This window comes from Marisediminicola sp. LYQ85 (assembly GCF_046600695.1).
In the GTDB taxonomy this organism is placed as follows: domain Bacteria; phylum Actinomycetota; class Actinomycetes; order Actinomycetales; family Microbacteriaceae; genus Marisediminicola.
Map to the genome: position 1 here is coordinate 48,091 of NZ_JBKIWO010000001.1, position 22,146 is coordinate 70,236.

General features: G+C 68.3%; 20 protein-coding genes. 5 read left to right on the plus strand and 15 right to left on the minus strand.

From position 1 onward, the window contains the following. Window positions 1-114: 114 nt before the first annotated feature. The gene (locus ACLHG5_RS00210; RefSeq protein ID WP_411317513.1) at window positions 115-1,509 is read left to right on the plus strand and encodes a DUF222 domain-containing protein; all 1,395 of its coding nucleotides are present in this window, start codon (window positions 115-117) and stop codon (window positions 1,507-1,509) included. Between the two features lie 40 nt (window positions 1,510-1,549). On the opposite strand, the gene ACLHG5_RS00215 is transcribed toward ACLHG5_RS00210, so the two are convergent. The 10 genes from ACLHG5_RS00215 to ACLHG5_RS00260 all read right to left on the minus strand — a co-directional run bounded on the left by ACLHG5_RS00215 (window position 1,550) and on the right by ACLHG5_RS00260 (window position 11,716). Then, entirely contained in the window at window positions 1,550-2,890 is a 1,341-nt protein-coding gene (locus ACLHG5_RS00215) for an MFS transporter (protein WP_411316227.1), read from the minus strand. Between the two features lie 139 nt (window positions 2,891-3,029). Next, window positions 3,030-3,989 carry an aldose 1-epimerase family protein gene (locus tag ACLHG5_RS00220; RefSeq protein WP_411317514.1) on the minus strand — a complete coding sequence of 320 codons (960 nt, stop codon included), beginning with the start codon at window positions 3,987-3,989 and terminating at the stop codon, window positions 3,030-3,032. 158 nt (window positions 3,990-4,147) lie between these two features. Then, window positions 4,148-4,651 (minus strand): 6,7-dimethyl-8-ribityllumazine synthase, encoded by a 504-nt coding sequence (gene ribH / locus ACLHG5_RS00225; protein WP_411316225.1) that lies wholly within the window; start codon window positions 4,649-4,651, stop codon window positions 4,148-4,150. Beyond that, window positions 4,648-5,946 (minus strand): 3,4-dihydroxy-2-butanone-4-phosphate synthase, encoded by a 1,299-nt coding sequence (ribB, locus tag ACLHG5_RS00230; RefSeq protein WP_411317515.1) that lies wholly within the window; start codon window positions 5,944-5,946, stop codon window positions 4,648-4,650. Before ribB ends, ribH begins: the two co-directional genes overlap by 4 nt. Then, window positions 5,943-6,548, minus strand: coding sequence for a riboflavin synthase (locus ACLHG5_RS00235; protein WP_411317516.1), 606 nt, complete (start codon window positions 6,546-6,548; stop codon window positions 5,943-5,945). The genes ribB and ACLHG5_RS00235 overlap by 4 nt, the downstream gene beginning before the upstream one ends. Further along, on the minus strand, window positions 6,548-7,627 hold the full coding sequence (ribD, locus tag ACLHG5_RS00240; protein ID WP_411317517.1) for a bifunctional diaminohydroxyphosphoribosylaminopyrimidine deaminase/5-amino-6-(5-phosphoribosylamino)uracil reductase RibD: 1,080 nt from the start codon (window positions 7,625-7,627) through the stop codon (window positions 6,548-6,550). The genes ACLHG5_RS00235 and ribD overlap by 1 nt, the downstream gene beginning before the upstream one ends. A gap of 322 nt (window positions 7,628-7,949) precedes the next feature. Further along, entirely contained in the window at window positions 7,950-8,591 is a 642-nt protein-coding gene (locus ACLHG5_RS00245) for a GNAT family N-acetyltransferase (protein WP_411316221.1), read from the minus strand. Further along, window positions 8,588-9,601 carry a tryptophan--tRNA ligase gene (gene trpS, locus ACLHG5_RS00250; protein ID WP_411316220.1) on the minus strand — a complete coding sequence of 338 codons (1,014 nt, stop codon included), beginning with the start codon at window positions 9,599-9,601 and terminating at the stop codon, window positions 8,588-8,590. Before trpS ends, ACLHG5_RS00245 begins: the two co-directional genes overlap by 4 nt. A 27-nt stretch (window positions 9,602-9,628) precedes the next feature. Beyond that, entirely contained in the window at window positions 9,629-10,474 is an 846-nt protein-coding gene (locus ACLHG5_RS00255; protein ID WP_411317518.1) for an exodeoxyribonuclease III, read from the minus strand. A gap of 9 nt (window positions 10,475-10,483) precedes the next feature. Further along, window positions 10,484-11,716 (minus strand): YihY/virulence factor BrkB family protein, encoded by a 1,233-nt coding sequence (locus ACLHG5_RS00260; protein WP_411317519.1) that lies wholly within the window; start codon window positions 11,714-11,716, stop codon window positions 10,484-10,486. A gap of 103 nt (window positions 11,717-11,819) precedes the next feature. Here ACLHG5_RS00260 and ptsP point away from each other — a divergent pair, with 103 nt between their 5' ends. Beyond that, the gene (gene ptsP, locus ACLHG5_RS00265; RefSeq protein WP_411316217.1) at window positions 11,820-13,463 is read left to right on the plus strand and encodes a phosphoenolpyruvate--protein phosphotransferase; all 1,644 of its coding nucleotides are present in this window, start codon (window positions 11,820-11,822) and stop codon (window positions 13,461-13,463) included. Between the two features lie 108 nt (window positions 13,464-13,571). Here ptsP and ACLHG5_RS00270 read toward each other — a convergent pair whose 3' ends face one another. From ACLHG5_RS00270 to ACLHG5_RS00290, 5 genes are all read right to left on the minus strand, one after another. Then, on the minus strand, window positions 13,572-14,327 hold the full coding sequence (locus ACLHG5_RS00270; RefSeq protein WP_411316216.1) for a succinate dehydrogenase iron-sulfur subunit: 756 nt from the start codon (window positions 14,325-14,327) through the stop codon (window positions 13,572-13,574). Then, entirely contained in the window at window positions 14,327-16,144 is a 1,818-nt protein-coding gene (gene sdhA, locus ACLHG5_RS00275; RefSeq protein ID WP_411316215.1) for a succinate dehydrogenase flavoprotein subunit, read from the minus strand. Before sdhA ends, ACLHG5_RS00270 begins: the two co-directional genes overlap by 1 nt. Continuing rightward, window positions 16,141-16,596, minus strand: a complete 456-nt coding sequence (locus ACLHG5_RS00280; RefSeq protein ID WP_411316214.1) for a succinate dehydrogenase hydrophobic membrane anchor subunit — start codon at window positions 16,594-16,596, stop codon at window positions 16,141-16,143. The genes sdhA and ACLHG5_RS00280 overlap by 4 nt, the downstream gene beginning before the upstream one ends. A gap of 2 nt (window positions 16,597-16,598) precedes the next feature. Next, window positions 16,599-16,991 (minus strand): succinate dehydrogenase, cytochrome b556 subunit, encoded by a 393-nt coding sequence (gene sdhC / locus ACLHG5_RS00285; protein WP_411316339.1) that lies wholly within the window; start codon window positions 16,989-16,991, stop codon window positions 16,599-16,601. 214 nt (window positions 16,992-17,205) lie between these two features. Then, a complete protein-coding gene (locus ACLHG5_RS00290; protein ID WP_411317520.1) occupies window positions 17,206-18,345 on the minus strand; it encodes a glycosyltransferase family 4 protein in 1,140 nt (379 codons plus the stop codon). 188 nt (window positions 18,346-18,533) lie between these two features. On the opposite strand from ACLHG5_RS00290, the gene ACLHG5_RS00295 reads away from it, so the two are divergent. From ACLHG5_RS00295 to ACLHG5_RS00305, 3 genes are all read left to right on the plus strand, one after another. Then, window positions 18,534-19,655, plus strand: coding sequence for a mannose-1-phosphate guanylyltransferase (locus ACLHG5_RS00295; protein WP_411317521.1), 1,122 nt, complete (start codon window positions 18,534-18,536; stop codon window positions 19,653-19,655). Window positions 19,656-19,764: 109 nt separating this feature from the next. After that, the gene (locus tag ACLHG5_RS00300) at window positions 19,765-20,829 is read left to right on the plus strand and encodes a BMP family lipoprotein (RefSeq protein WP_411317522.1); all 1,065 of its coding nucleotides are present in this window, start codon (window positions 19,765-19,767) and stop codon (window positions 20,827-20,829) included. Between the two features lie 176 nt (window positions 20,830-21,005). Next, entirely contained in the window at window positions 21,006-22,100 is a 1,095-nt protein-coding gene (locus tag ACLHG5_RS00305) for a BMP family lipoprotein (RefSeq protein ID WP_411317523.1), read from the plus strand. The last annotated feature ends 46 nt before the right edge of the window (window positions 22,101-22,146 follow it).

A 22,146-nucleotide genomic window follows, 5' to 3' on the forward strand; every position in this document is an offset into this window, starting at 1 on the left:
TCGAGTACTCGTCCTCGCGAAAGACTCCTCCTCCCCGCCCCCTGTGGAGAACCCACTCTCCGCAGACGGTTCGTTCTTCTTTCGAACACCCGTTCGATTCGGGAGAATTGATGCATGCCCACCCTCTCCGCCGCTCTCCTCGATCGGGCCGCTGTGGTCGCCGATCTCGGCGGCACGGCGGAGTCGATCGCAGCCCTCGACCACGCTGATCTGACGGCGGCCGTCGAGTCCGTCGCGGCGCTGCAGCACAACGTCGACCAGTTCGCCGCTCTGATCGCGGGGGAGGTCGCGCACCGGTCGCGCCCTGAACTCGGTCACCAGGGACTCGCCCAAAAGGCGGGTTTCGTGAGCCCGGTCGCGATGATCCAGCGTGTGGCGCACGTGAGCCGCGCCGAAGCCACCCGCCTGGTCGAGACCGGATCTTTGCTCGCCGAAGCCGCGTCCGCGGGCGCGCAGCCAGTGGGGGGCCACGACGGTTCCGCCCCACCGTCGTGGCGCGACGCTCTCGCCGCGGCCGTGACGTCAGGTGCCCTCTCGCTCGATGCGATGGATGCGATCCGGCGGGTGTTCTCCGAGATCACCGGCGTCGACGAGATCGTGCTCGAGGACGCTGCAGACGACCTCATCGCCGCGGGACCGGGTCTGACCCCGGAACAGCTCTGGCGCCGTGCGAGGCAGGTGCGTGATCTCCTCGATGCTGACGGGATCGAGCGTCGGGAGAAACAGCACCGCGACCTGAGGACGGTGCGCACCTGGTGGGACGCCACGACCGGAATGCACTGCGGGTCGTGGCGGCTCGCCCCCGAAGACGGGGCTCTGGTTGCGGACGCGTTCGCTCAGATCCTGTCACCGCGGCGGGGTGGTCCCCGCTTCGTCGACCCGGCCGCGCGTGCGACCGCGGAGGAGCTGCTGAACGATGGCCGCACCGACGAGCAGGTCAGTGCCGACGCGTTCGTCGACCTGGTGCGCCTCGCGGTCGATGCGGATCCGGGAACCCTGTTCGGCGGGCGCCGCCCGGCCGTGCGGATCGTGGTGACCGCGGACCGGCTCGAGGGCAGGACAGGTCCAGGGTTCCTCGAGGGCCGCACCGACACCGTGTCGGCTCCGACGATCGAACGGGCGATCTGCAACACCGGAGTCATCAGTGTCGGCTTCGACCGCGACGGCCAGTGCGTGAACGTCGGACGGGACCGGCGCCTGTTCACCGAACGGCAACGCATCGGGTTGACCGTCAGAGACGGCGGATGCCGGTTCCCCGGGTGCGAGAGACCTCCGTCGTATTGCGAGGCCCACCACATCAACCCGTGGGCTGGTGCCGAGGGCCGCACCGACATCGCCGACGGCATCCTGCTGTGTCGGAGGCATCATCTGCTGATCCATGACAACCGGTGGCAGGTGCACCGAGACCGAGCCGACTACTTCCTACGACCACCACCGGACGTCGATCCGGGGCGGGTGTTCATTCCGATGCCGTCCCGGAGCCCGGTCGCCCATGAGATCGCGATGTAGCGATGTGACGACGCAACCCGGCCCGAACCGACCCGGACCCTCAGCTCACGTTCGAGGTGTACTCGAGGTCCCGCGTCTCCTTGCTCAGGATGAGCGCGACGAGCGTGATGGCCCCCATGACGCTCAGGTACACACCGACGAGCACCGGGCTCCCGTCGGCGAGACCCCAGAGCCACACCGCGATGAACGGCGCCACAGCAGCACCGAGGATGCTCGCGACGTTGTAGCTGATCGCCGACCCCGTGTACCGCACGTTCGTCGGGAACAACTCGGGCAACAACGCCCCCATCGGACCGAACGTCAACCCCATGAGAGTGAACCCGATCACGAGCAACGCGTTGACACCCACATCTCCACCCCCGAGGAGTGGCACGAACAGAAAACCGAAGACGATGATCGCGAGAGTCGTCACGATGAGGTGCGCACGACGGCCGAACCTCTCCGCGAGCGGACCAGACACGAGCGTGAAGATTCCGAAGAACACGACACCGACGATGAGCATGATGAGGAAGTCGTTGCGCGTGTAGCCGAGGCCCGCGACATCCGCATCGACCGGCGTCGTGCCATACGTGAGCGTGTACGTCGTCATGAGATAGAAGAGCGTGTACGTCGCGAGCATGATGAACGTTCCGAGGATGAGCTGACGCCAACTCGACTTGAAGACTCGCGCGAGAGGCAGTTTCTCGACCTCACCCGACTCGATGACCTTCGTGAACGCGGGAGTCTCGATGAGCTTGAACCGCACGTAGAGACCGATGATCACGAGAACGGCGCTCGCGAGGAACGGCACACGCCACCCCCACGACAGGAAGTCGTCTTCGGGCAGCGTGAGGTTGAGGATGAGGAACACGCCGTTGGCCACGATGAAACCGATCGGCGCACCGAGCTGCGGGAACGTGCCGTAGATGGCGCGCTTGCCTTCGGGAGCATTCTCCGTCGCGAGCAACGCTGCGCCACTCCACTCGCCACCGAGACCGAGACCCTGGGCGAAACGCATGATCACCAGAAGGGTGGGGGCGAGAACCTCCCAGCCGGGCGTGAGCGCCGTCGGGATGCACCCGATGAGCACCGTCGCGACACCCATCGTGAGCAGCGACGCCACGAGGGTGCCCTTGCGACCGATCCGGTCACCGAAGTGCCCGAACAGGATCGACCCGATCGGCCGCGCGACGAACGCCGCGCCGAATGCCGCAAACGACTTGAGGAGCGACATGGTCGGGTCGTCCCCGGGGAAGAACAGGATCGGGAACACGAGCACGGCCGCCGTCGCGTAGACGTAGAAGTCGTAGAACTCGATCGACGTGCCGATGAGGCTCGCGAAGATGACACGAGAACGAGGATTGGTCTTGGCAGACGCGGTGGGGGCGGTGACGGACGACATGCAGAAACTCCGGACAGGCTGACGGGGCTGGACCGCCGGGCACGGGACCACCTGATGCGGGGTCGACGAGTGCGAGGCGAAAGAAGAGAGGCGGCCGTTCGTGACGGCCGCCAATCACCTTACGCTCATCTTCGAGGGCTCACAGCGCACTGATGCGCCACGACACCTCGTGCGTCGCCCCGGGCTCGAGCTCGACGACATCCGTCTTCGAGTTGAACGCGTCGGGCGGACACGTCATCGGCTCGACCGCGAGCCCGATGCGGCTGGGCTCGGGCGCCGGACGATCCGCGGTGTGGATCTGCACCCAGGGGCAGGCCTCGTCGAACTCGATCGCGACCCCGCTCCCCGCCGCGGTCGTGACGCGCACGGTCGCGCGAGGGGAGAATTCGAGCGACGTGTAGGCGTGATCGACGAAAGTGTCACCGATCACCCGCCCCCCGCGGAAGTCGAGGGTGCCGTCGAGAACCGAATCGACGGAGGCGACGCGGTCGGGGAGCAAACGGTCGCCCTCGGTGAGGAACACGTCTGAGGCCGACAGCTCGAGAGTCCAGTCGTCGACGATGCCCTCGCCCGCCACGAGGTACGGGTGCGCACTGCACCCGTAGGGCGCCGTCGTGTCGCCGACATTGGTCGCACCGATCGACTGCGTGAGACCGTCGCTCGACACCGTGAACGTGACCGAGACACGCACCCGGTGCGGATAGCCGACCTGCGGCGGGATGATCGCCGCGAGCGTCACCGCATCGCCGACGTGCTCCACGACCGAGAAGTCCACCCAGCTCACGAGCCCGTGGAGGGCGTGACCCCGCTCGGGTTCGGTGAGGGCGAGCTGCCGATCCTCGCCCGCGAACGTGTAGGTGCCGTCGATGATGCGATTGGGCCACGGGGCGAGCGTCGCACCGCGGAAATTGCGTCGGACCTCGTCTGCCGCGAACGGAACCGTGAGGTCGCGCCCGTCGAACGTGAGCTCCCGCAGCGTCGCACCGGTGCTCGCGACCGTCACCCGGTAGCCGTGCGCCTCGATCACGTACTGCGTGCCCGAGAGGGGCGTGTCGCCGGTGGCGGTGGCGGTGGGAGCGGCGGCGGTGTCCTCGGTCATGGTGAGCCTTTCGTCGTGTTCCCCCACTGTGTCACGCGGAGGGAGCGACCGGGGTCAGGCCGAGAGCTCCGGGAAGAACACGCGCTGCACCCAGAAACCCGCGAGCACGATCGACCCGAGGATGACGACGATCTTGATGTAGACGATCGGATTCTTCATCAGAGGGCCGCCTCGAGCTTCGCGAACTCGAGCTTCGCGAGCGAGCGGATCACGAGGGCCGTCGAGACCGCTGCTTCGGCCGCCTCGGCACCCTTGTCTTCGCTCGACTCGGGGAGTCCCGCGCGGTCGAGTCCCTGCTGCTCCGTGTCGACCGTGAGCACACCGAAACCGATCGGTTTGCCGCAGTGCACGCTCACTTGCGTGAGACCGGAGGTCGTCGCATCCGCGACGTACTCGAAGTGGGGCGTCCCGCCGCGGATGATGACGCCGAGCGCGACGACAGCGTCGGCTCCCGCGTTGAACGCCGCCTTGCTCACGACGGGGAGCTCGAAGCTCCCGGAGACCCGCACGACGTTGACGTCGGCATTCGCGTGCTCGAGATACCGTTTCGCCCCCGCGAGGAGGCCCTCCGCGATGGTCTCGTGCCATGACCCGGCGACGATCGTCACCGAGAGTCCCGTCGCGTCGAGGGGGGTGGTGTCGGGGGCGCCGGCTCCGGTCACAGTTCTTGCTCCTTCAGAGTCTGGATCGCCGCGGCAGCGACGAACCTGTCGAGTGCAGCATCGTCGGGCAACATGTGCCCCATCCGATCGCGCTTGGTGCTGAGGTAGGCCTCGTTGACCCCGCCCACCCCGACCACGAGAGGCACCTGGTCGATCACGGTGATGCCGCGGTCGACGAGCTGCTTGACCTTGTCGGGGTTGTTGGTGATCACTCGCACCGAGGATAGTCGGAGGTCCTCGAGGATCGCGACCGCAGCACCGTAGTCCCGGCCGTCGGCGGGGAAACCGAGCGCGAGGTTGGCGTCGAGAGTGTCGAGCCCGTCTTCCTGCAGGCGGTAGGCCTTGAGCTTGTTGACGAGACCGATCCCGCGACCCTCGTGCCCGCGCATGTAGATCACGACGCCCCCGTGTTCCTGGATGGTGTCGAGCGCCGCATCGAGCTGCGGTCCGCACTCGCACTTGAGCGAACCGAACACCTCGCCCGTGAGGCACTCGGAGTGCACCCGGATGAGAGCACCGTCGGTCGGCTCACCCGCGATGACGGCCACGTGGTCGGCCCCCGACATCCGGTCGCGGTAGGCGCGGAAACGGAACGGTCCGCGGCTCGTCGGGATGGTCGTCTCGACCTCGAAGATCACGCGCGAGCTCTCGGGCAGCGGGGTGACCGTGGGAACCTCCACGTCGGCGTGCACCTCGTGGAGGTAGGCGATGAGGCTCTCGATGGTGATGACGGTGAGCCCCTCGCGCTCACCGAGCGCGAGCAGACCGGGGAGGCGCATCATCTCGCCGTCGTCGGCGACGATCTCGGAGATCGCCCCGACGGGGGTCAGGCCCGCCAGTTTCATGAGATCGACGGCCGCTTCGGTGTGACCGTCGCGCTCACGCACCCCACCCTCGGCCGCACGCAGCGGCAGGATGTGGCCTGGCCGGTTGAGGCTCGACGGCGTCGACTCGAGGTCGGCGAGCACGCGCAGCGTGTGGGCGCGATCGGCGGCACTGATGCCTGTGCTGAGCCGGTCGGCCGCGTCGACCGTGACCGTGTAGTTGGTGCCTCGGGGGTCTTCGTTGTGGGCGACCATCACGGGCAGCTCGAGACGGTCGGCGATCTCGTTCGTCATGGGTGCGCAGATGAACCCCGACGAGTTGCGCACGAGCCACGCGATCCACTCCTGGCTCGCGAGCTCGGCCGAGATCACGACGTCGCCCTCGTTCTCGCGACCCTCGTCGTCGACGACGATCACGGGTCGGCCAGCACGCAGCTCGTCGAGGGCGGTGGGGATGTCGGCGAGGCTCACGATGCGCTCCCGTTCCGGAACGCGAGCATCCGCTCCACGTGTCGGGCGAGGATGTCGGTCTCGATGTTGACCGTGTCGCCGACGGTCTTGCGGCCGAGCGTCGTGACCGAGAGTGTCTCGGGGATGAGTGACACCTCGAACCAGTCGGTGCCCACGTCGCTCACGGTGAGCGAGATGCCGTCGATCGCGATCGAGCCTTTGCTCGCCACGAGGGGTGCGAGGTCTGCCGAGAGACTGAACCGCACGATCCGCCACGCGCTGCCCTCGGTGATGGAGAGCAACTCGCTCGTGCCGTCGATGTGACCCTGCACGATGTGTCCACCGAGACGGTCGCCCACCTGGGCTGCACGCTCGAGGTTGACCGGCTCACCCGGTGTCGGAGACGTGAAGGTGCTCATGGCGATCGTCTGCGCCATGACGTCGGCGGTGAACCAGTCCGGCCCCTGGTCGACGACCGTGAGGCACACGCCGTTGACCGAGATGGAGTCGCCGTGGGAGGCGTCGCCGACAACGAGGGGGCCGCGCACGGTGAGCCTCGCGGCATCCGTTCCCGGCGACCACTCGACCACTTCGCCGAGCTCTTCGATGATTCCGGTGAACATTAGAGGGTCCTTCCGTCGGTGCCTGAGGGTGCTGAGAGTGCGGGCGCGGCCGCTGCTGGTGGGGCTGGCGCGGGGCGCGCGACCAGCAGGATGTCGTCGCCGAGGATCTCGAGACGCTCGACCGCGAGCCTGCGGGCGTCGGCGATTCCCGGCACGCCCACGTCGCCGAGCGCGAGCCGGTCGCCGCCGAGCAGAACGGGGGCGAGGTAGACGAGAAACTCGTCGACGAGCCCCGCGCGCACGAACGCGCTCGCGAGGGTCGGCCCACCCTCGACGAACACCGAGCGGATGCCCCTTTTGAACAGGTCGGCGAGCACGGCGTCGAGATCGTGGCTGCGCGCCTCGATGAGCGCGTGCGGATGCTCGCGCACGCGCGCCGTGGCCGCGACCGCGCGCTCGCCGACCACGACGGGCACGGGCTGGTGGGGGAGGAGTTCGCCCGCATCCCCGCGCGCCGTGAGCGTGGGGTCGTCCGCGATCACGGTGCCCGTGCCGACGACGATCGCGTCGGCATCCGCCCGCCTCTCGTGCACGTGCTGCCGCGCGGCCGTTCCCGTGATCCACTGGCTCGACCCGTCGGCGGCCGCGGCCCGACCGTCGAGGCTCGAAGCCCACTTGAGGGTCACGACGGGGCGCCGGAGGGTCATGGCCGTGAGCCACCCGTGCAGAAAGGCGGTGGCCTCGTCGGCGAGCACTCCCTCGACGACGTCGATTGCCGCGTCACGCAGTCGCGCGGCGCCGCCACCCGAGGCGTGACCGGGGTCGGCGACCGCGTAGACGACTCGCGCCACGCCCGCGGCGATGAGTGCCTCGGTGCACGGTCCGGTGCGGCCGTGGTGGTTGCACGGTTCGAGGGTCACGACCGCTGTCGCCCCGCGGGCGGCATCGTCGACGAGGTGGCTGAGGGCATCGACTTCGGCGTGAGCGGTGCCGGCACCGCGGTGCCAGCCCTCGGCGATCACCGTGCCGTCGGGGGAGAGGATGACGCACCCGACGCGCGGGTTGGGTCCGGTCTTCACGCCGCGCGACGCGAGGGCGAGCGCCGCGCGCATGGCTTCCTCGATCGTGGTGCTCATCATCCGGTGTCCTGAATCTCGAGTGTCGAGACGGTCTCCGGGATTCCGCGCGGTGCACGCGGGATGGTGCGCAGGGTCGACCGATCCTGCTCGTGCTGCCTCTCATCCAGACTGAGAGATCTCGCGATCTCATTACTGTCGGTCCCGGAATTCCACCGGCTCAACCGAACGGGATGTCGCCATCTCGTGCGGGTCGCGGACTGTCACCGCCGGTTCGGATTCTCACCGACCCCGGAGCACGTACTGCTGTCGAGTGTAGTCAACGCGTTTCGGGGCGCGGTATTCCCCGTCACCCGCCCTCGCCCTCGCCCTCAGAGCTCGGAGCTCAGAGCGGCCAGCCGCCCGCGCGCGACCGGGGGTCGCTGCGCAGGAGGCTCGCTTGCCACGCATCGACGCGTTCGTCGCGGTGCACCATCGATTTGCGCGCCGTCCCCTCGAATCGGAAGCCCGCGCGCCGCGCGATCATCGCCGACGGCACGTTGCCGGCAACCGCTTGCCAGTGGATGCGCTGGAGGTCGAGCGCGGTCGGATCGAACCCGAGGTCGATCACCGCGGCGAGGGCCTCGTCCATGAGGCGAGCCCGTCGCCTCGACCGTGCGAGCCAGAACCCGACGGTCGCCGAACGGACCGGTTCGAGTCGCAGCTCGATCACGCCGGCGAGTTCGCCCTCGAGTCGGATCGCCCAGAGCACGACCCCGTCGCTCGCCGGGTGTCTGCCCGACCGGCTCGAGGAGGCGTAGTCGGTGGCGAAGGAGGTGGCGTGATCGAGGGTGTACGGCTGCGGAACGGGAACCCAGCGCTGCAGTTCGGGGTCTTGGCAGAACTCGGCGATCCGGGGGGCGTCGGAGGGCACGACGGCATCGAGCACGAGCCGCTCGGTCTCGAGGCGCACGACGGGGTCGGGTGCGTCCGTCTCGCGTGCGCCGGTCTCCCCTGCGCCGGTGTCACCCGCACTCCCGTCGGTCATCGGCGTACTTTCGGCAGCAGGCCGATCCTGTCGTAGACGGTCGCGAGGGTCTGCTCCGCGATCTCGTTGGCCCGGTCGGCGCTCACGGCGAGGATGCGATCGAGCTCGGCCGGGTCATCCATCAGTTCGAGCGCGCGAGTGCGGATCGGATCGAACACGGCCACGACCGCGTCGGCGACGTCGCCCTTGAGGTCTCCGTATCCCCGCCCCGCGTACTGCGCCTCGAGGTCGGCGATGGGTGAACCTCCGAACGCCGAGAGGATCGTGAGGAGGTTGGACACACCGGGTTTGGCGCCGCGGTCGAAGCGGATCTCGCGGTCGTCGTCGGTCACCGCCGACTTGAACTTCTTCGCCGTCGTCTTCGCCTCGTCGAGCAGGAAGACGACTCCCGAGGTCGACGCCGCCGATTTGCTCATCTTCGACACCGGGTTCTGCAGGTCGTAGAGCCGTGCGCCCTGGGCGAGGATCGTCGGTTCGGGCACGACGAAGGTCGAGCCGAATCGGCTGTTGAACCGCGTCGCGAGATCCCGCGTGAGCTCCACGTGCTGTTTCTGATCGTCGCCGACCGGCACCTGGTGGGTCTGGTAGAGCAGGATGTCCGCCGCCATGAGGGTCGGGTAGGCGAAGAGCCCGAGCGACGCGGCATCCGTTCCGTTCTTGGCCGCCTTGTCTTTGAACTGCGTCATGCGGCTGGCCTCGCCGAAGCCCGTGATGGTGTTGAGCACCCACGCGAGCTGGGCGTGCGCGGGAACGTGGGACTGCACGAAGAGGGTCGACTTCTCGGGGTCGATCCCCGCCGCGATGTACTGCGCGGCGGTGCGGCGGATCTGCGCGCGCAGCACGGCCGGCTCCTGCGGCACGGTGATCGCGTGGAGGTCGACGACGCAGAAGATCGCGTCGTGCGACTCCTGCATGTCGCGCCACTGCCGCAGCGCCCCCACGTAGTTGCCGATGTGGAGGGAGTCGGCCGAGGGCTGCATCCCGGAGAAGAGACGGGGTTTGGAGGTCATGGTGTGCTTTCTTGGCGGGAAGGGGGGTCAGATCACGTAGTCGACGACGACGGGAGCGTGGTCGGACCATCGGGTGTCCCACGCGTCGGCTTTGTCGACGGCATACGACGTCACGCTCGCCGCGAGGGCGGGCGTGGCCACGTGGTAGTCGAGTCGCCACCCGGTGTCGGTGTCGAAGGCTTTGCCGCGCTGCGACCACCACGTGTATGGCCCTTCGACCTCGCCCGCCCACGCGCGGCCGACGTCGACCCAGCCGAGGCCGGGCCCCGTCGAGCCGTCGACGCCCGTCACGGTCTCGCCGAGGGGGCCGAAGAAGCGATCGAAGTAGGCGCGTTCGTCGGGCAGGAACCCCGCGTTCTTGCGGTTGCCCTTCCAGTTGCGGATGTCGATCTCGCGGTGTCCGACGTTGAGGTCGCCGACGACGAGCGCGTGGTCGGAGTGGCTCGCGAGCTCGGGGAGGCGCGCCTCCATCGCGTCGAGGAAGGTGTACTTCTCGACCTGCTTGGGGGTGCCGACCTCGCCCGAGTGCACGTAGGTGCTCACGACCGTGATGCTCGCGTCTCCGACGGTGAAGTCGGCTTCGAGCCAGCGCCCGGCGCTGTCGAACTCGTCGGCGCCGAGGCTCACGCGGTGAACGGTCGCGACGTTCCGGCTCGCGATCGCGACCCCCGCACGGCCTTTCACCGTGGCCGCGTCGTGCAGGATGCTCCACCCGTCGCCGAGGAGCCCCGCGAGGTCGTCGGTCGACGCGCGCACCTCCTGGAGGGCGAGGATGTCGACACCGCGACCGTCGAGCCAGTCGCCCATGCCCTTGCGATACGCGGCGCGCACTCCGTTGACGTTGACGGTCGCGATGCGGAGGGGCTGAGTCATGAGGTCAGTCTATTTTGAGCCGCGCCGCGAGATTCGCGCCCAGACCCGCGCGAGCCCTTTCGGCCGCTGCGCCTCGGCGGCGATCCGCTCGAGCTCGGCGATGCGTTCCTGCTCCCGCCGTTCCTCTTCGGCGGCCACGGGGTCGGCGGCGATCCCGCTGTCGTTCATGCCCACGGCGACCCACGCCGCCGAGATGAGGATGGCCTGGCACACGAGGTTGAAGAAGATGAGCAGACCGATGATGATCGCGAACGTCTCGAGCAGCGGGTTGGTGCCCGCGCCCCCGAGCAGAGTGTTGCCGAGCAGTTTGAGCGCGCCGACGAGCACCCCTCCGAGCAACGCGCCGCCGAAGAGTCTGCGGCGCGGGATCGGAATGCCCGCGAGCACCCGGTAGAGCGCTGCGAGCACCACGGTGTCGAGCGTGAGCACGATGATGAGCCCGACGACCGTTCCGAGGGTCGCCGAGAACCAGGAGTCCTCGCCGATGCCCACGAGGGAGAGGAAGAAGTCCATGAGCACGGTGCTGAGCGACGAGAGCACGGTCGAGAGCAGGAGGGCCGCACCGAAGGCGAGCGCGAGACCGAAGTCCTTCGCCTTGAGGATCAGGATGTTCGCCTGCACCTGCTGGAGGCCGAACATCCGTCGCACGGCGTCGCGCGCCGACGCAAGGAAGTTGAGCGCGATGAAGAGCAGGATGACGAGGGCGGCGAGGCCCGTCCAGTTGAGTCCGCCGGTCTCGAGCAGATCCTCGGGGTCGATGGCGCCGTCGGGCTGCTCCGGCGACTCGATGAGCCCGGGCACCGCGGCGGAGATGGTGTCGACTAGCTCGTTGCGCAATCCGATGTCGTTCTGGATCACGATTCCGGCGATCGAGAAGCCGACCCACAGGGCGGCGAAGGTCGCGAAGAGTGCTTGGTAGGCGAGACCGGTCGCCATGAGGGGGCCGATGCGCGAAAGGTAGTGGAAGAGCACGCGCACCGGTTTGAGCTCGAACACGGTCGTCACGATTCGGGAGACGGCACCGCCGATGCCGCCGGGGGTGGCCGTGCCCTCGCCGGCGTCGCGCGAGTCGTTCGCGGGCGAGACGACGGTCGTGCCGGTGCCGGTGCCGGTGCCGGTGCCAGTGCCGCCCCCCGAGCGCGTGTCATCCGCCCTCTCGTCGACGTCGGCGGTGACGCGATCGTGTGCGCCGTCGCCTCGGCGCCCGACGGTGCTCTCGTCGTGCGCGCGCGGCTTCGCCATTCCGTCAGCGTAACAAGGCCGGGATAGGCTGACTCGAGCCCCCGAGACACGGGGCGACGAGCATCACGGGGGCCACGGCGGCCCCAGAGCGGAAGTTGTGACAATGGACCTGAGCGGCGTCGGAGTCGGCAGCACAGTCGCGGTGGGGCGCATCCTCAGGATGCCCGAGCCTCTCGCCAAACCGGAGCAGGCGCAGCATTCCGGAGACGCCGAAGCGGAGTTGCGCTCGACGATCGACGCACTCGATGCCGTCGCAGCCGAACTGCTCGAACGCGGTGCGACGGCGGGCGGTGCGGCTCAGGAGGTTCTCGAGGCCGCCTCGATGATGGCGAAGGATCCGACCCTCGCCGACGACGTGAAGGCGCGCATCGACGCCGGGTCGACCGGCGAGAGGGCCGTCTTCGACGCGTTCGCGGCGTTCCAAGACATCCTCATCGGCATGGGCGGCTACATGGCCGAGCGCGCGACCGACCTCGGGGATGTCTCGCAGCGCGTCATCGCGCGCCTCCGCGGCGTGCCGGCACCGGGCGTTCCCGAGAGCGACGAGCCGTTCATCCTCGTCGCTCCCGACCTCGCCCCCGCAGACACCGCTCTCCTCGACCTCGACAAGGTGCTCGCCCTCATCACGCGCGACGGCGGTCCCACGAGCCACACGGCGATCCTCGCGCGATCGAAGTCGATTCCCGCGATCGTCGGCGTCACCGGTGCCCTCGACCTCGCCGACGGAACGCTCATCATCGCGGATGCCGCGAGCGGGGCGATCACGGTCGACCCGAGTGACGACGCCGTCGAGTCCGCTCGCGCTCGCATCGCCGAGCGAGCGGCCGCCCTCGCGGCCCCCATCACGGCAGGCGCGCTCTCCGACGGCACCGCGGTGCCCCTGCTCGCGAACCTCGGCTCCCCCGCCGATGCGGAGGCCGCCGTCGAGCTCGGGGCCGAGGGTGTCGGTCTCTTCCGCACCGAGTTCCTCTTCCTCGACGCGAAGACCGCGCCGACGGTCGAAGACCAGCAGGCCCAGTACCGCGATCTCCTCGGCCACTTCTCGGGCAAGAAGGTCGTCGTGCGCGCTCTCGACGCGGGGGCGGACAAGCCCCTGAGCTTCCTCAACGACGCCGAAGAGGAGAACCCCGCGCTCGGCCTGCGCGGCTTGCGTGCCCTGCGCGCGAGCGAGCAGATCCTGCGCGATCAGCTCACGGCGCTCGCGGGCGCCGAAGCGGAGTCCGACGCCGACCTCTGGGTCATGGCCCCCATGGTGGCCGACGCCGCCGAGACCGACTACTTCGTCGAGCTCGGCCGCGAGCTCGGTCTCACGACCGTCGGTGTCATGGCCGAGATCCCCTCGCTCGCTCTCGTCGCCGACCAGGTGCTCGAGTCGGCGGACTTCGTGAGCGTCGGCACGAACGACCTCACCCAGTACACCCTCGCGGCAGACCGCATGCTCGGGAGCGTCGCGTCGTATCAGGACCCGTGGCACCCCGCCGTGTTGCGTCTCGTGAAGCAGCTCGGTGACGCCGGTGCGGCCGCGGGCAAGCCCGTCGGTATCTGCGGTGAGGCGGCAGCCGACCCGCAGCTCGCGATCGTGCTCGTCGGGCTCGGTGCGACGACTCTCAGCATGACGCCCGCGGCTCTCGCCGACGTGCGCGCGGCACTCCTGACGGTCACCCTCGACGAGGCCAGGGCGCGTGCCGCTCGCGCGCTCGGCGCTCGCACGGCCGCCGACGCGCGCGCCGCGGCATCCGCGAGCTGATCCGCACCGCGGACGGACCCTGACCGTCCCGCACCGCTGACGACGAAGCGCCCGGCACCCTCACGGGGCCGGGCGCTTCGTCGTGTCCCGGTTGGGGAACGACGATCGTTACGGGGTGCCGCGCATGATCGCCTGCTTGACCTCGGCGATCGCTTGCGTCACCTGGATGCCGCGGGGGCACGCCTCGGTGCAGTTGAAGGTCGTGCGACAGCGCCACACACCCTCCTTGTCGTTGAGGATGTCGAGGCGCACCTGCGAGCCCTCGTCACGCGAGTCGAAGATGAACCGGTGGGCGTTGACGATCGCTGCCGGTCCGAAGTACTGTCCGTCGGTCCAGAAGACGGGGCAGCTCGACGTGCACGCGGCGCACAGGATGCACTTCGTGGTGTCGTCGAACCGCGCACGCTCGGCGGGGCTCTGCAGGCGCTCCTTCTCGGGCTTGCTCGAGGCGATGAGGAACGGCTGCACCTCCGCGAAGCTCTCGAAGAAGGGGTCCATGTTGACGATGAGGTCCTTCTCGAGGGGGAGCCCCTTGATGGCCTCGACGTAGATCGGCTTCGAGATGTCGAGGTCCTTGATGAGGGCCTTGCACGCGAGACGGTTGCGGCCGTTGATGCGCATCGCGTCCGACCCGCAGACCCCGTGGGCGCACGAGCGGCGGAAGGTCAGCGTCTGGTCCTGCTCCCACTTGATCTTGTGCAGAGCGTCGAGCACCCGATCGGTAGCGAGAACCTCGACGTCGAAGTCCTCCCAGCGCGGCTCGGCATCCACCTCGGGGTCGAAGCGCCGGATGATGAGCGTCGCCGTGAACATCTCGACCTCGTCGGATGCCGCGTTGTCTCGTTCGAGTACGGGAGTGCTCATCAGTACTTTCTTTCCATCGGCTGGTAGTTGGTGATCACGACGGGCTTCGTCTCGAGTCGGATGTGCTCGCCCGCATCCGCGGACTCGGGGTCACCCGTGAGGTAGGCCATCGTGTGCACGAGGTAGTCGTCGTCGTTGCGGGTCGGGAAGTCCTCGCGGAAGTGACCTCCGCGGCTCTCCTTGCGCGAGCGCGCCGAATACACGAGCACTTCGGCGAGGTCGAGCAGGAACCCGAGCTCCACGGCCTCGAGCAGGTCGGTGTTGAACCTCTTGCCCTTGTCCTGAACCTTGATGTTCTTGTAGCGCGCTCGGAGGTTCTCGATGAGCTCGGTGACCTCGGCGAGGGTCTCCTCGGTGCGGTAGACCTGCGCGTTGCGGTCCATCGAGTCCTGGAGTTCTTTGCGGATGACCGCGATCCGCTCGGTGCCGTCGCCCTGACGTACCCCGTCGAGGAGCGCGAGCACTCCCGCGGCGGGATTCTCGGGCAGGGGCACGAAGTCGGCGGACTTCGCGTAGATCACGGCGTTCTTGCCCGCGCGCTTGCCGAACACGTTGATGTCGAGGAGCGAGTTGGTTCCGAGGCGGTTGGAGCCGTGCACGCTCACGCACGCGCACTCTCCGGCGGCGTAGAGACCGGGAACGACGGTCGTGTTGTCGCTCAGCACCTCGGCGTCGACGTTGGTCGGGATTCCGCCCATCGCGTAGTGCGCCGTCGGGAGCACGGGCACGGGCTCGTAGTAGGGCTCGACGCCGAGGTAGGTGCGCGCGAACTCGGTGATGTCGGGGAGCTTCGCGTCGATGACGGCGGGCTCGAGGTGGGTGATGTCGAGGTAGACATAGTCCTTGTTCGGGCCGGCGCCGCGACCCTCGCGGATCTCGGTCGCCATGCACCTCGCGACGATGTCTCGGGGGGCGAGGTCCTTGATGGTGGGCGCGTAGCGCTCCATGAACCTCTCGCCCTCGCTGTTGCGCAGGATCGCGCCTTCGCCTCGGGCGGCCTCGGAGAGCAGGATGCCGAGCCCCGCGAGTCCGGTCGGGTGGAACTGGAAGAACTCCATGTCTTCGAGGGGGAGTCCCTTGCGCCAGATGATGCCGACGCCGTCACCCGTGAGGGTGTGCGCGTTCGAGGTCGTCTTGAAGATCTTGCCGTAGCCACCCGTCGCGAAGACGATCGACTTCGCCTGGAAGACATGGATCTCGCCCGTCGACAGCTCGTACGCGACGACACCCGAGGGGCGCTTGACCGTTGCGCCGTCTTCGACGACCTCGGTCATGAGCAGGTCGAGCACGTAGAACTCGTTGAAGAAGTTGATGCCGTGCTTGACGCAGTTCTGGTAGAGCGTCTGCAGGATCATGTGACCCGTGCGGTCGGCCGCGTAGCACGCGCGACGCACGGGCGACTTGCCGTGCTCGGCCGTGTGACCGCCGAAGCGACGCTGGTCGATCTTGCCGTCGGGCGTGCGGTTGAAGGGCAGCCCCATGTTCTCGAGGTCGATGATCGCGTCGATGGCCTCTTTCGCGAGGATCTCCGCGGCGTCCTGGTCGACGAGGTAGTCGCCACCCTTGACGGTGTCGAAGGTGTGCCACTCCCAGTTGTCTTCCTCGACGTTGGCGAGGGCCGCGGCCATGCCGCCTTGCGCGGCACCCGTGTGCGACCGGGTCGGATAGAGCTTGGAGATGACCGCCGTGTTGGCGTGGGGACCGGCCTCGATGGCCGCGCGCATGCCGGCACCACCGGCTCCCACGATGACGACGTCGAACTGGTGGTAGTGGATTCCGTCGACGATGGTGCTCGGCGAGGTGCCCTCGCGGCTCAAGAAGCCACTCCACAGAAGGAGGGCAGAAGGTCGGCGGGAGCGCCGACGGGGCAGGGCTCGAAGGTGTAGATCACAAGGGTTCCCAAAACGAGGAGGACGACGGTGGACGCCGCGAGGGCGCCCTTGAGGATGGTGCGCACGAGCCTGTTGCTCGCGTAGTCGTTGACGATCGTGCGCATGCCGTTGGAGCCGTGGATGAGCGCGAGCCAGAGGAGGAGGGTGTCCCAGACGATCCAGAACGGGTCGGCCCATTTGCCGGCGACGAAGGCGAAGTCGATCGCGTTGACGCCTTCGCCGACCATGAGGTTGACGAACAGGTGGCCGAAGATCAGCACGACGAGAACGACACCGCTCGCGCGCATGTAGATCCAGCCCCACTTCTCCCAGTTGACGCCGCGGTTCGCGACCGCGGTCGACGCCGACCGGGGTGCCTGAATGTTCTCGGTAGTCATCGTCAGCCTCCGAAGACGTGCATGAGGTGGCGGGGGGCGAAACCGATCATGAGCACGGCCCACATCACGAGGACCACGACGAACATGAGGCGGTGGTACTTCGGGCCGACCGACCAGAAGTCGATGAGGATGATGCGCAGACCGTTGAGGGCGTGGAACCCGATCGCGGCGACGAGTCCGAGCTCACCGAGCCCCATGATCGGGGTCTTGTAGCTCTCGATCACGACGTTGTAGGCCTCGGGGCTCACCCGCACGAGCGCGGTGTCGAGCACGTGCACGAGGAGGAAGAAGTAGATCGCCACACCCGTGATGCGGTGCAGCACCCACGACCACATTCCCGTGTTGCCCCGGTAGAGGGTTCCTCGAGGGATCTTCGGTGCGGTGATCTTGGGCAGCGGATACTTTTTCTCAGGACCGCGTTCGGCCAGAGTTCCCGCGGATTTCTCAGACACGAGTAACCCTCCCTGCGGATGATTGTGGCCCCGACGCCGGGGCGAGCATTCGTTCGTCGACTGAACGACTTTCAGTCTATTCGGCACCCGCTGACCCCGCTTCTCAGGGCAGCCTAAATCGCTCGACGTCGAGACACTTCCCAGCAAGGTCGCCGGGTCAGATCGCGCGCGCGAGAACCTTCCTGTCGCGTGCTGTCCGCGCGGTGCGGTAGTGCCCGAGGAGCTCGTCGCACACGGCGTCCCACGATCGGGAGAGCACGCGGCGGCGACCCGCCTCGCCCAGTCGCGCGCGCAGCGCGGGGTCCAGACTCAGCCTCTCCACGGCGGCGCGCAGAGTGCGATCGTCTGCGGGGTCGAAGAGGTAGCCGTCGAGGCCGGGCGTCACGAGGTCGACCGGGCCACCGGCTCGCGGAGCCACGACGGGCAACCCCGTCGCGTGGGCCTCCTGGAGCGTCTGACCGAAGGTCTCCTCGGTGCCCGTGTGCACGAAGAGGTCGAACGACGCGTAGGCCGACGCGAGCTGTTCACCCGCGAGAGCACCGAGGTAGGTCACCGGCATCCCGTGAAGTGCGCGCTTCACCGAGGGCATCCCGGGGCCGTCTCCGACGATCACGATGCGGATGTTCGCGACACCGCGCAGCGCGCGCAACCGCTCGATCTGCTTCTCGGGTGCGACCCTGCCCACGTATCCGACGATCGTCTCGCCGTGGGGCGCGACCTCGCGTCGGAGCGCGGTGACCGCGTCGGATGAACGGTTGCGCGGGTGGTAGCGCTGCAGGTCGACTCCGCGCGCCCAGCGTTCGACTCGGGACACCCCCGCGCGAGTGAGGTCGGCTATCGACGCGGTCGACGGGGCGAGGGTGACGTCGGCGCCGTCGTGGATCCACTTGATGAGGCGCCAGGCGAACCCGGTCGCGGCGGCGAGGTTGTTGCGCCTGGCGTATCCGGCGACGTCGGTCTGGAAGATCGCGACGCTCGGGATGTGCAGGCGCTTCGCGGCGGTGAGGGCCGTGGCGCCGAGCATGAAGGGGGAGGCGACGTGCACGACGTCGGGCGCGAAGTCGGCGATGATGCGCTGCACGAGCGGGCTCGGGAGTCCGACCGGAAACTGGCGGTAGGCGAACGCGGGCACCTGGCGCACGGTGAATCCGGCGTAGCTGCTCGGCGACCCCGCCGAGGGGGTGATGACGATGGCCTCGTGGCCGCGAGCCCGAAGGTGGTCGAGCACCTTCATCACGCTCGTGGTCACTCCGTTGACGGTGGGGAGGAAACTCTCGCTGACGACTGCGACACGCATGGCGACTCCGATCGAGTGGACGAGTGTCACGCTACGGAGGCGGATCGGCGGGCCGGAGATATCCGCGTGTCTCCCGAGTGAATGGCGGATGACGGCTTGGGGTGCGCGGTGTCCGCCCGGTGTCGTCCGCCCGGTGCTGTCCGGGCGGTTCTGTCTGCGGTGTTCTGTCCGCTCAGTAGGGTGGCGACATGAATCGACAGCGCGACGGGCTCGAGAAGTTCTACAGCATCATCCCCGCGGGGGGCATCGGTTCACGCCTGTGGCCGCTCTCGCGCGCCGACGCGCCCAAGTTCCTGCACGACCTCACGGGATCCGGCAGCACTCTCCTGCGCGCGACGTGGGATCGTCTCGCTCCCATCTCGGGGCCCGACCGCATCATGGTCGTCACGGGGCGCGCGCACCGCGCGGCCGTCGAAGCGCAACTGCCCGCACTCGCCGACGCGAACGTCGTGCTCGAGAGCGAGCCTAAGGACTCCTCCGCGGCGATCGGCCTCGCCGCCGCCATCCTCGAGCACCGTGAGCCCGGAGTCATCGTCGGGTCGTTCGCGGCCGACCACGTCATCGGCGACCGCCGCGGTTTCCGTCGCGCCGTTCTCGAGGCCGTCGCCGCCGCGGAAGACGGTTTCATCGCGACCATCGGGATCACCCCGACCGAGCCGGCCATCGGGTTCGGCTACGTGCACTGCGCGGAGCCGCTCGCGATCGACCGCGCCCCGTCGGCGGTGCGCGCGGACCGGTTCGTCGAGAAGCCCGACGCCGAGACGGCGGCGGCCTACCTCGCCGACGGCAGATACCTCTGGAACGGCGGGATGTTCATCGCGAAAGCCTCGATGCTCCTCGAGCAGCTCGGCGAATCCCGCCCCGAGCTCCTCGCGGGCATCCTCGAGCTCGCGCGCGTGTGGGACACCCCCGAGCGCGGCGCGGTCGTCGATCGCGTGTGGCCGACCCTCGAGAAGATCGCGATCGACTACACCGTCGCCGAACCCGCCGCGGCCGCGGGACGCCTCGCCGTCATCCCGGGAGACTTCGACTGGGACGACGTCGGTGACTTCGCCGCGATCGCGAAGCTGCACGCGCGCGGCCGTAAGTCGGATCTCGCTATCCTCGGCGAGAACGCGCGCGTGCTCGCGGACTCCTCGAGCGGGGTCGTCGTGAGCCAGACCGGGAGGCTCATCTCCCTCATCGGAGTCACGGACATCGTCGTCGTCGACACGGAGGACGCCCTGCTCGTGACGACGAGTGCCAACGCGCAACGTGTCAAGGCCGTCGTCGACGCGCTCAAGCTCTCGGGGCGCGACGACGTTCTCTGAGGCGCCCGGCCAACACCCGGAGCGGGACCGGTAACGAAGGGGTAACGAAGGCTCCGGGCTGCCCGTCTGGCCCGGCGGGCGAGACGGGCTCCTGGCTACCGTTCGAGACATGTCCCGATTCCGCACCGCCCGCACCACGACCACCCTCGGCGCCATCCTGTTCGCGACCCTCGTCGTCTCCGGGTGCGCGACCCCGCCGGACAGCGAGGAGAGCGAGGGCTCGTTCTGCGCCGTCATGGTCACCAACTCGGGCGGACTCGAAGACCGCTCGTTCAACCAGTCGAGCTGGGAGGGGCTCCAGCAGGCCGAGGGCGACCTCGACATCGCCGCCCAGGTGCTCGTCTCCGAGACCGAGACCGACCTCGCGCCGAACGTCGAGCAAGCGGTCGCGACGGGGTGCGACTTCGTCTTGACGGTCGGCTACGAACTCGCCCCCGCAACAGCGGAGCAGGGCGAGCTCAACCCCGACGTGGACTTCGCGATCGTCGACGAGCTCGTCGACGGCGCCAACATCAAGCCGATCGTCTACGACACGGCTCAGGCGGCCTTCCTCGCCGGATACCTCGCCGCGGGGGTCTCCGAGACCGGGGTCGTCGCGACCTTCGGCGGCGGCAACCAGCCGCCCGTGACCCTCTTCATGGACGGGTTCGTCGACGGAGTCGCGCGGTACAACGCCGACACCGACTCGAGCGTCGAGGTGCTCGGTTGGGACAAGGTCGATCAGGATGGCGTCTTCACGGGGGACTTCGAAGACATCAACAAGGGGCGTCAGACCGCTCAAGCCTTCATCGACCAGGGAGCCGACGTCATCCTGCCCGTCGCCGGTCAAGTGGGCCAGGGGGCCGCCGCCGCCGCGGTCGAGGCCGACGACGTGTCGATCATCTGGGTCGACAACGACGGATACGAGACCCTCCCGGAGGAGTACCGGGGCATCGTGCTCACCTCGGTCCTCAAGAACACCGGTGACGCGGTCGTCGAGATCGTGGGGCAGAGCATCGACGGCACCTTCGACAACGACGCCTTCGTGGGCACCCTCGAGAACGGCGGCGTCGCACTCGCGCCGTTCCACGAGCTCGAGTCCCTCGTCTCCGCCGAGCTCGCCGAGCAGCTCGACGCTCTCGAGGCCGAGATCGTCGAGGGCTCCCTCGAGGTCACGTCGCCCAGCACGCCCTGACCTCGCCGCGGGGCGTCGCGGTTCCGCTTCATTGCGCGCTCGTTTCGGGGCGGTCGCGGATTTGTAACCATTCGGCGTCAGGCCCGCCAACTGGTGCTCGGCCGTCGTCGCACTGAGTAACGTGGTCGCAATAATCGGCCCGACGACCGAGTTCGGGCGGCATCTTGGAGGACACCTTGAGAAACACCACACGGAGGACCGTCTACAGCGGTCTTGCTCTCGTCGGAATCGGCGCGCTCCTCGCAGGATGTGCGGCTCCGCCCGAGGACGAGGGCGGCAGCGGCGAGTCGATCGACTACACCCCGTGCATCGTCTCCGACTTCGGTGGATTCGACGACCAGTCGTTCAACGAGAGCAGCTACGCCGGCATCGAAGCCGCAGCTGACGACCTCGGTGTCGAGTTCAACGAGGCGGAGTCGACGGCGGAGGACCAGTACGCCGGCAACGTCTCCGGAATGGTCGACCAGGGTTGCGACTTCATCCTCACGGTCGGATTCGCTCTCGCGAACGCCACGCGCGACGCCGCCGAGGCCAACGAAGACGTGAACTTCGCCCTCATCGACTCCGGTCTCTCGACCGACGACGGCGAGCCGCTCGAACTCGACAACGTCAAGCCGATCCTCTACAACACGGCCGAGGCCGCCTTCCTCGCGGGGTACCTCGCGGCCGGCACCTCCGAGACCGGAACCGTCGGAACCTTCGGCGGACTCCAGTTCCCGTCGGTCACGATCTTCATGGACGGCTTCGTCGACGGCGTCGCGTACTACAACGAAGAGAAGTCGGCCGACGTCACCGTGCTCGGCTGGGACAAAGAGGCGCAGGACGGCCTCTTCACCGGTGGGTTCGAGGCGAACCAGACCGCGAAGACCACTGCCGAGGGACTCCTCGACCAGGGTGCCGACGTTCTGCTCCCCGTCGGTGGCCCCATCTTCATCTCCGCCGGTGAGGCCATCCGCGACCGCGACGACAGTGCTGCGCTCATCGGAGTCGACAGCGACCTGTTCCTTACCGCTCCCGATTTCTCCGACCTCTACCTCACGTCGATCCTCAAGCAGATGACCGACGCCGTCGAAGAGGTCGCCGTCGGCGCAGCCGAGGGTGACTTCGACGCCGCCCCGTATGTCGGAACGCTCGAGAACGGAGGGGTCGACATCGCTCCCCTCCACGACTTCGAGTCGACCGTCGACGAGGAGCTCCTCACCGAGATCGACGAGATCCGCGAGCAGATCATCAGCGGAGACATCGTCGTCGAGTCGGTTTCGACTCCGTAACACCACGCAGTGCCCACACGGGGAGGCCGGCGGTTGCCGGCCTCCC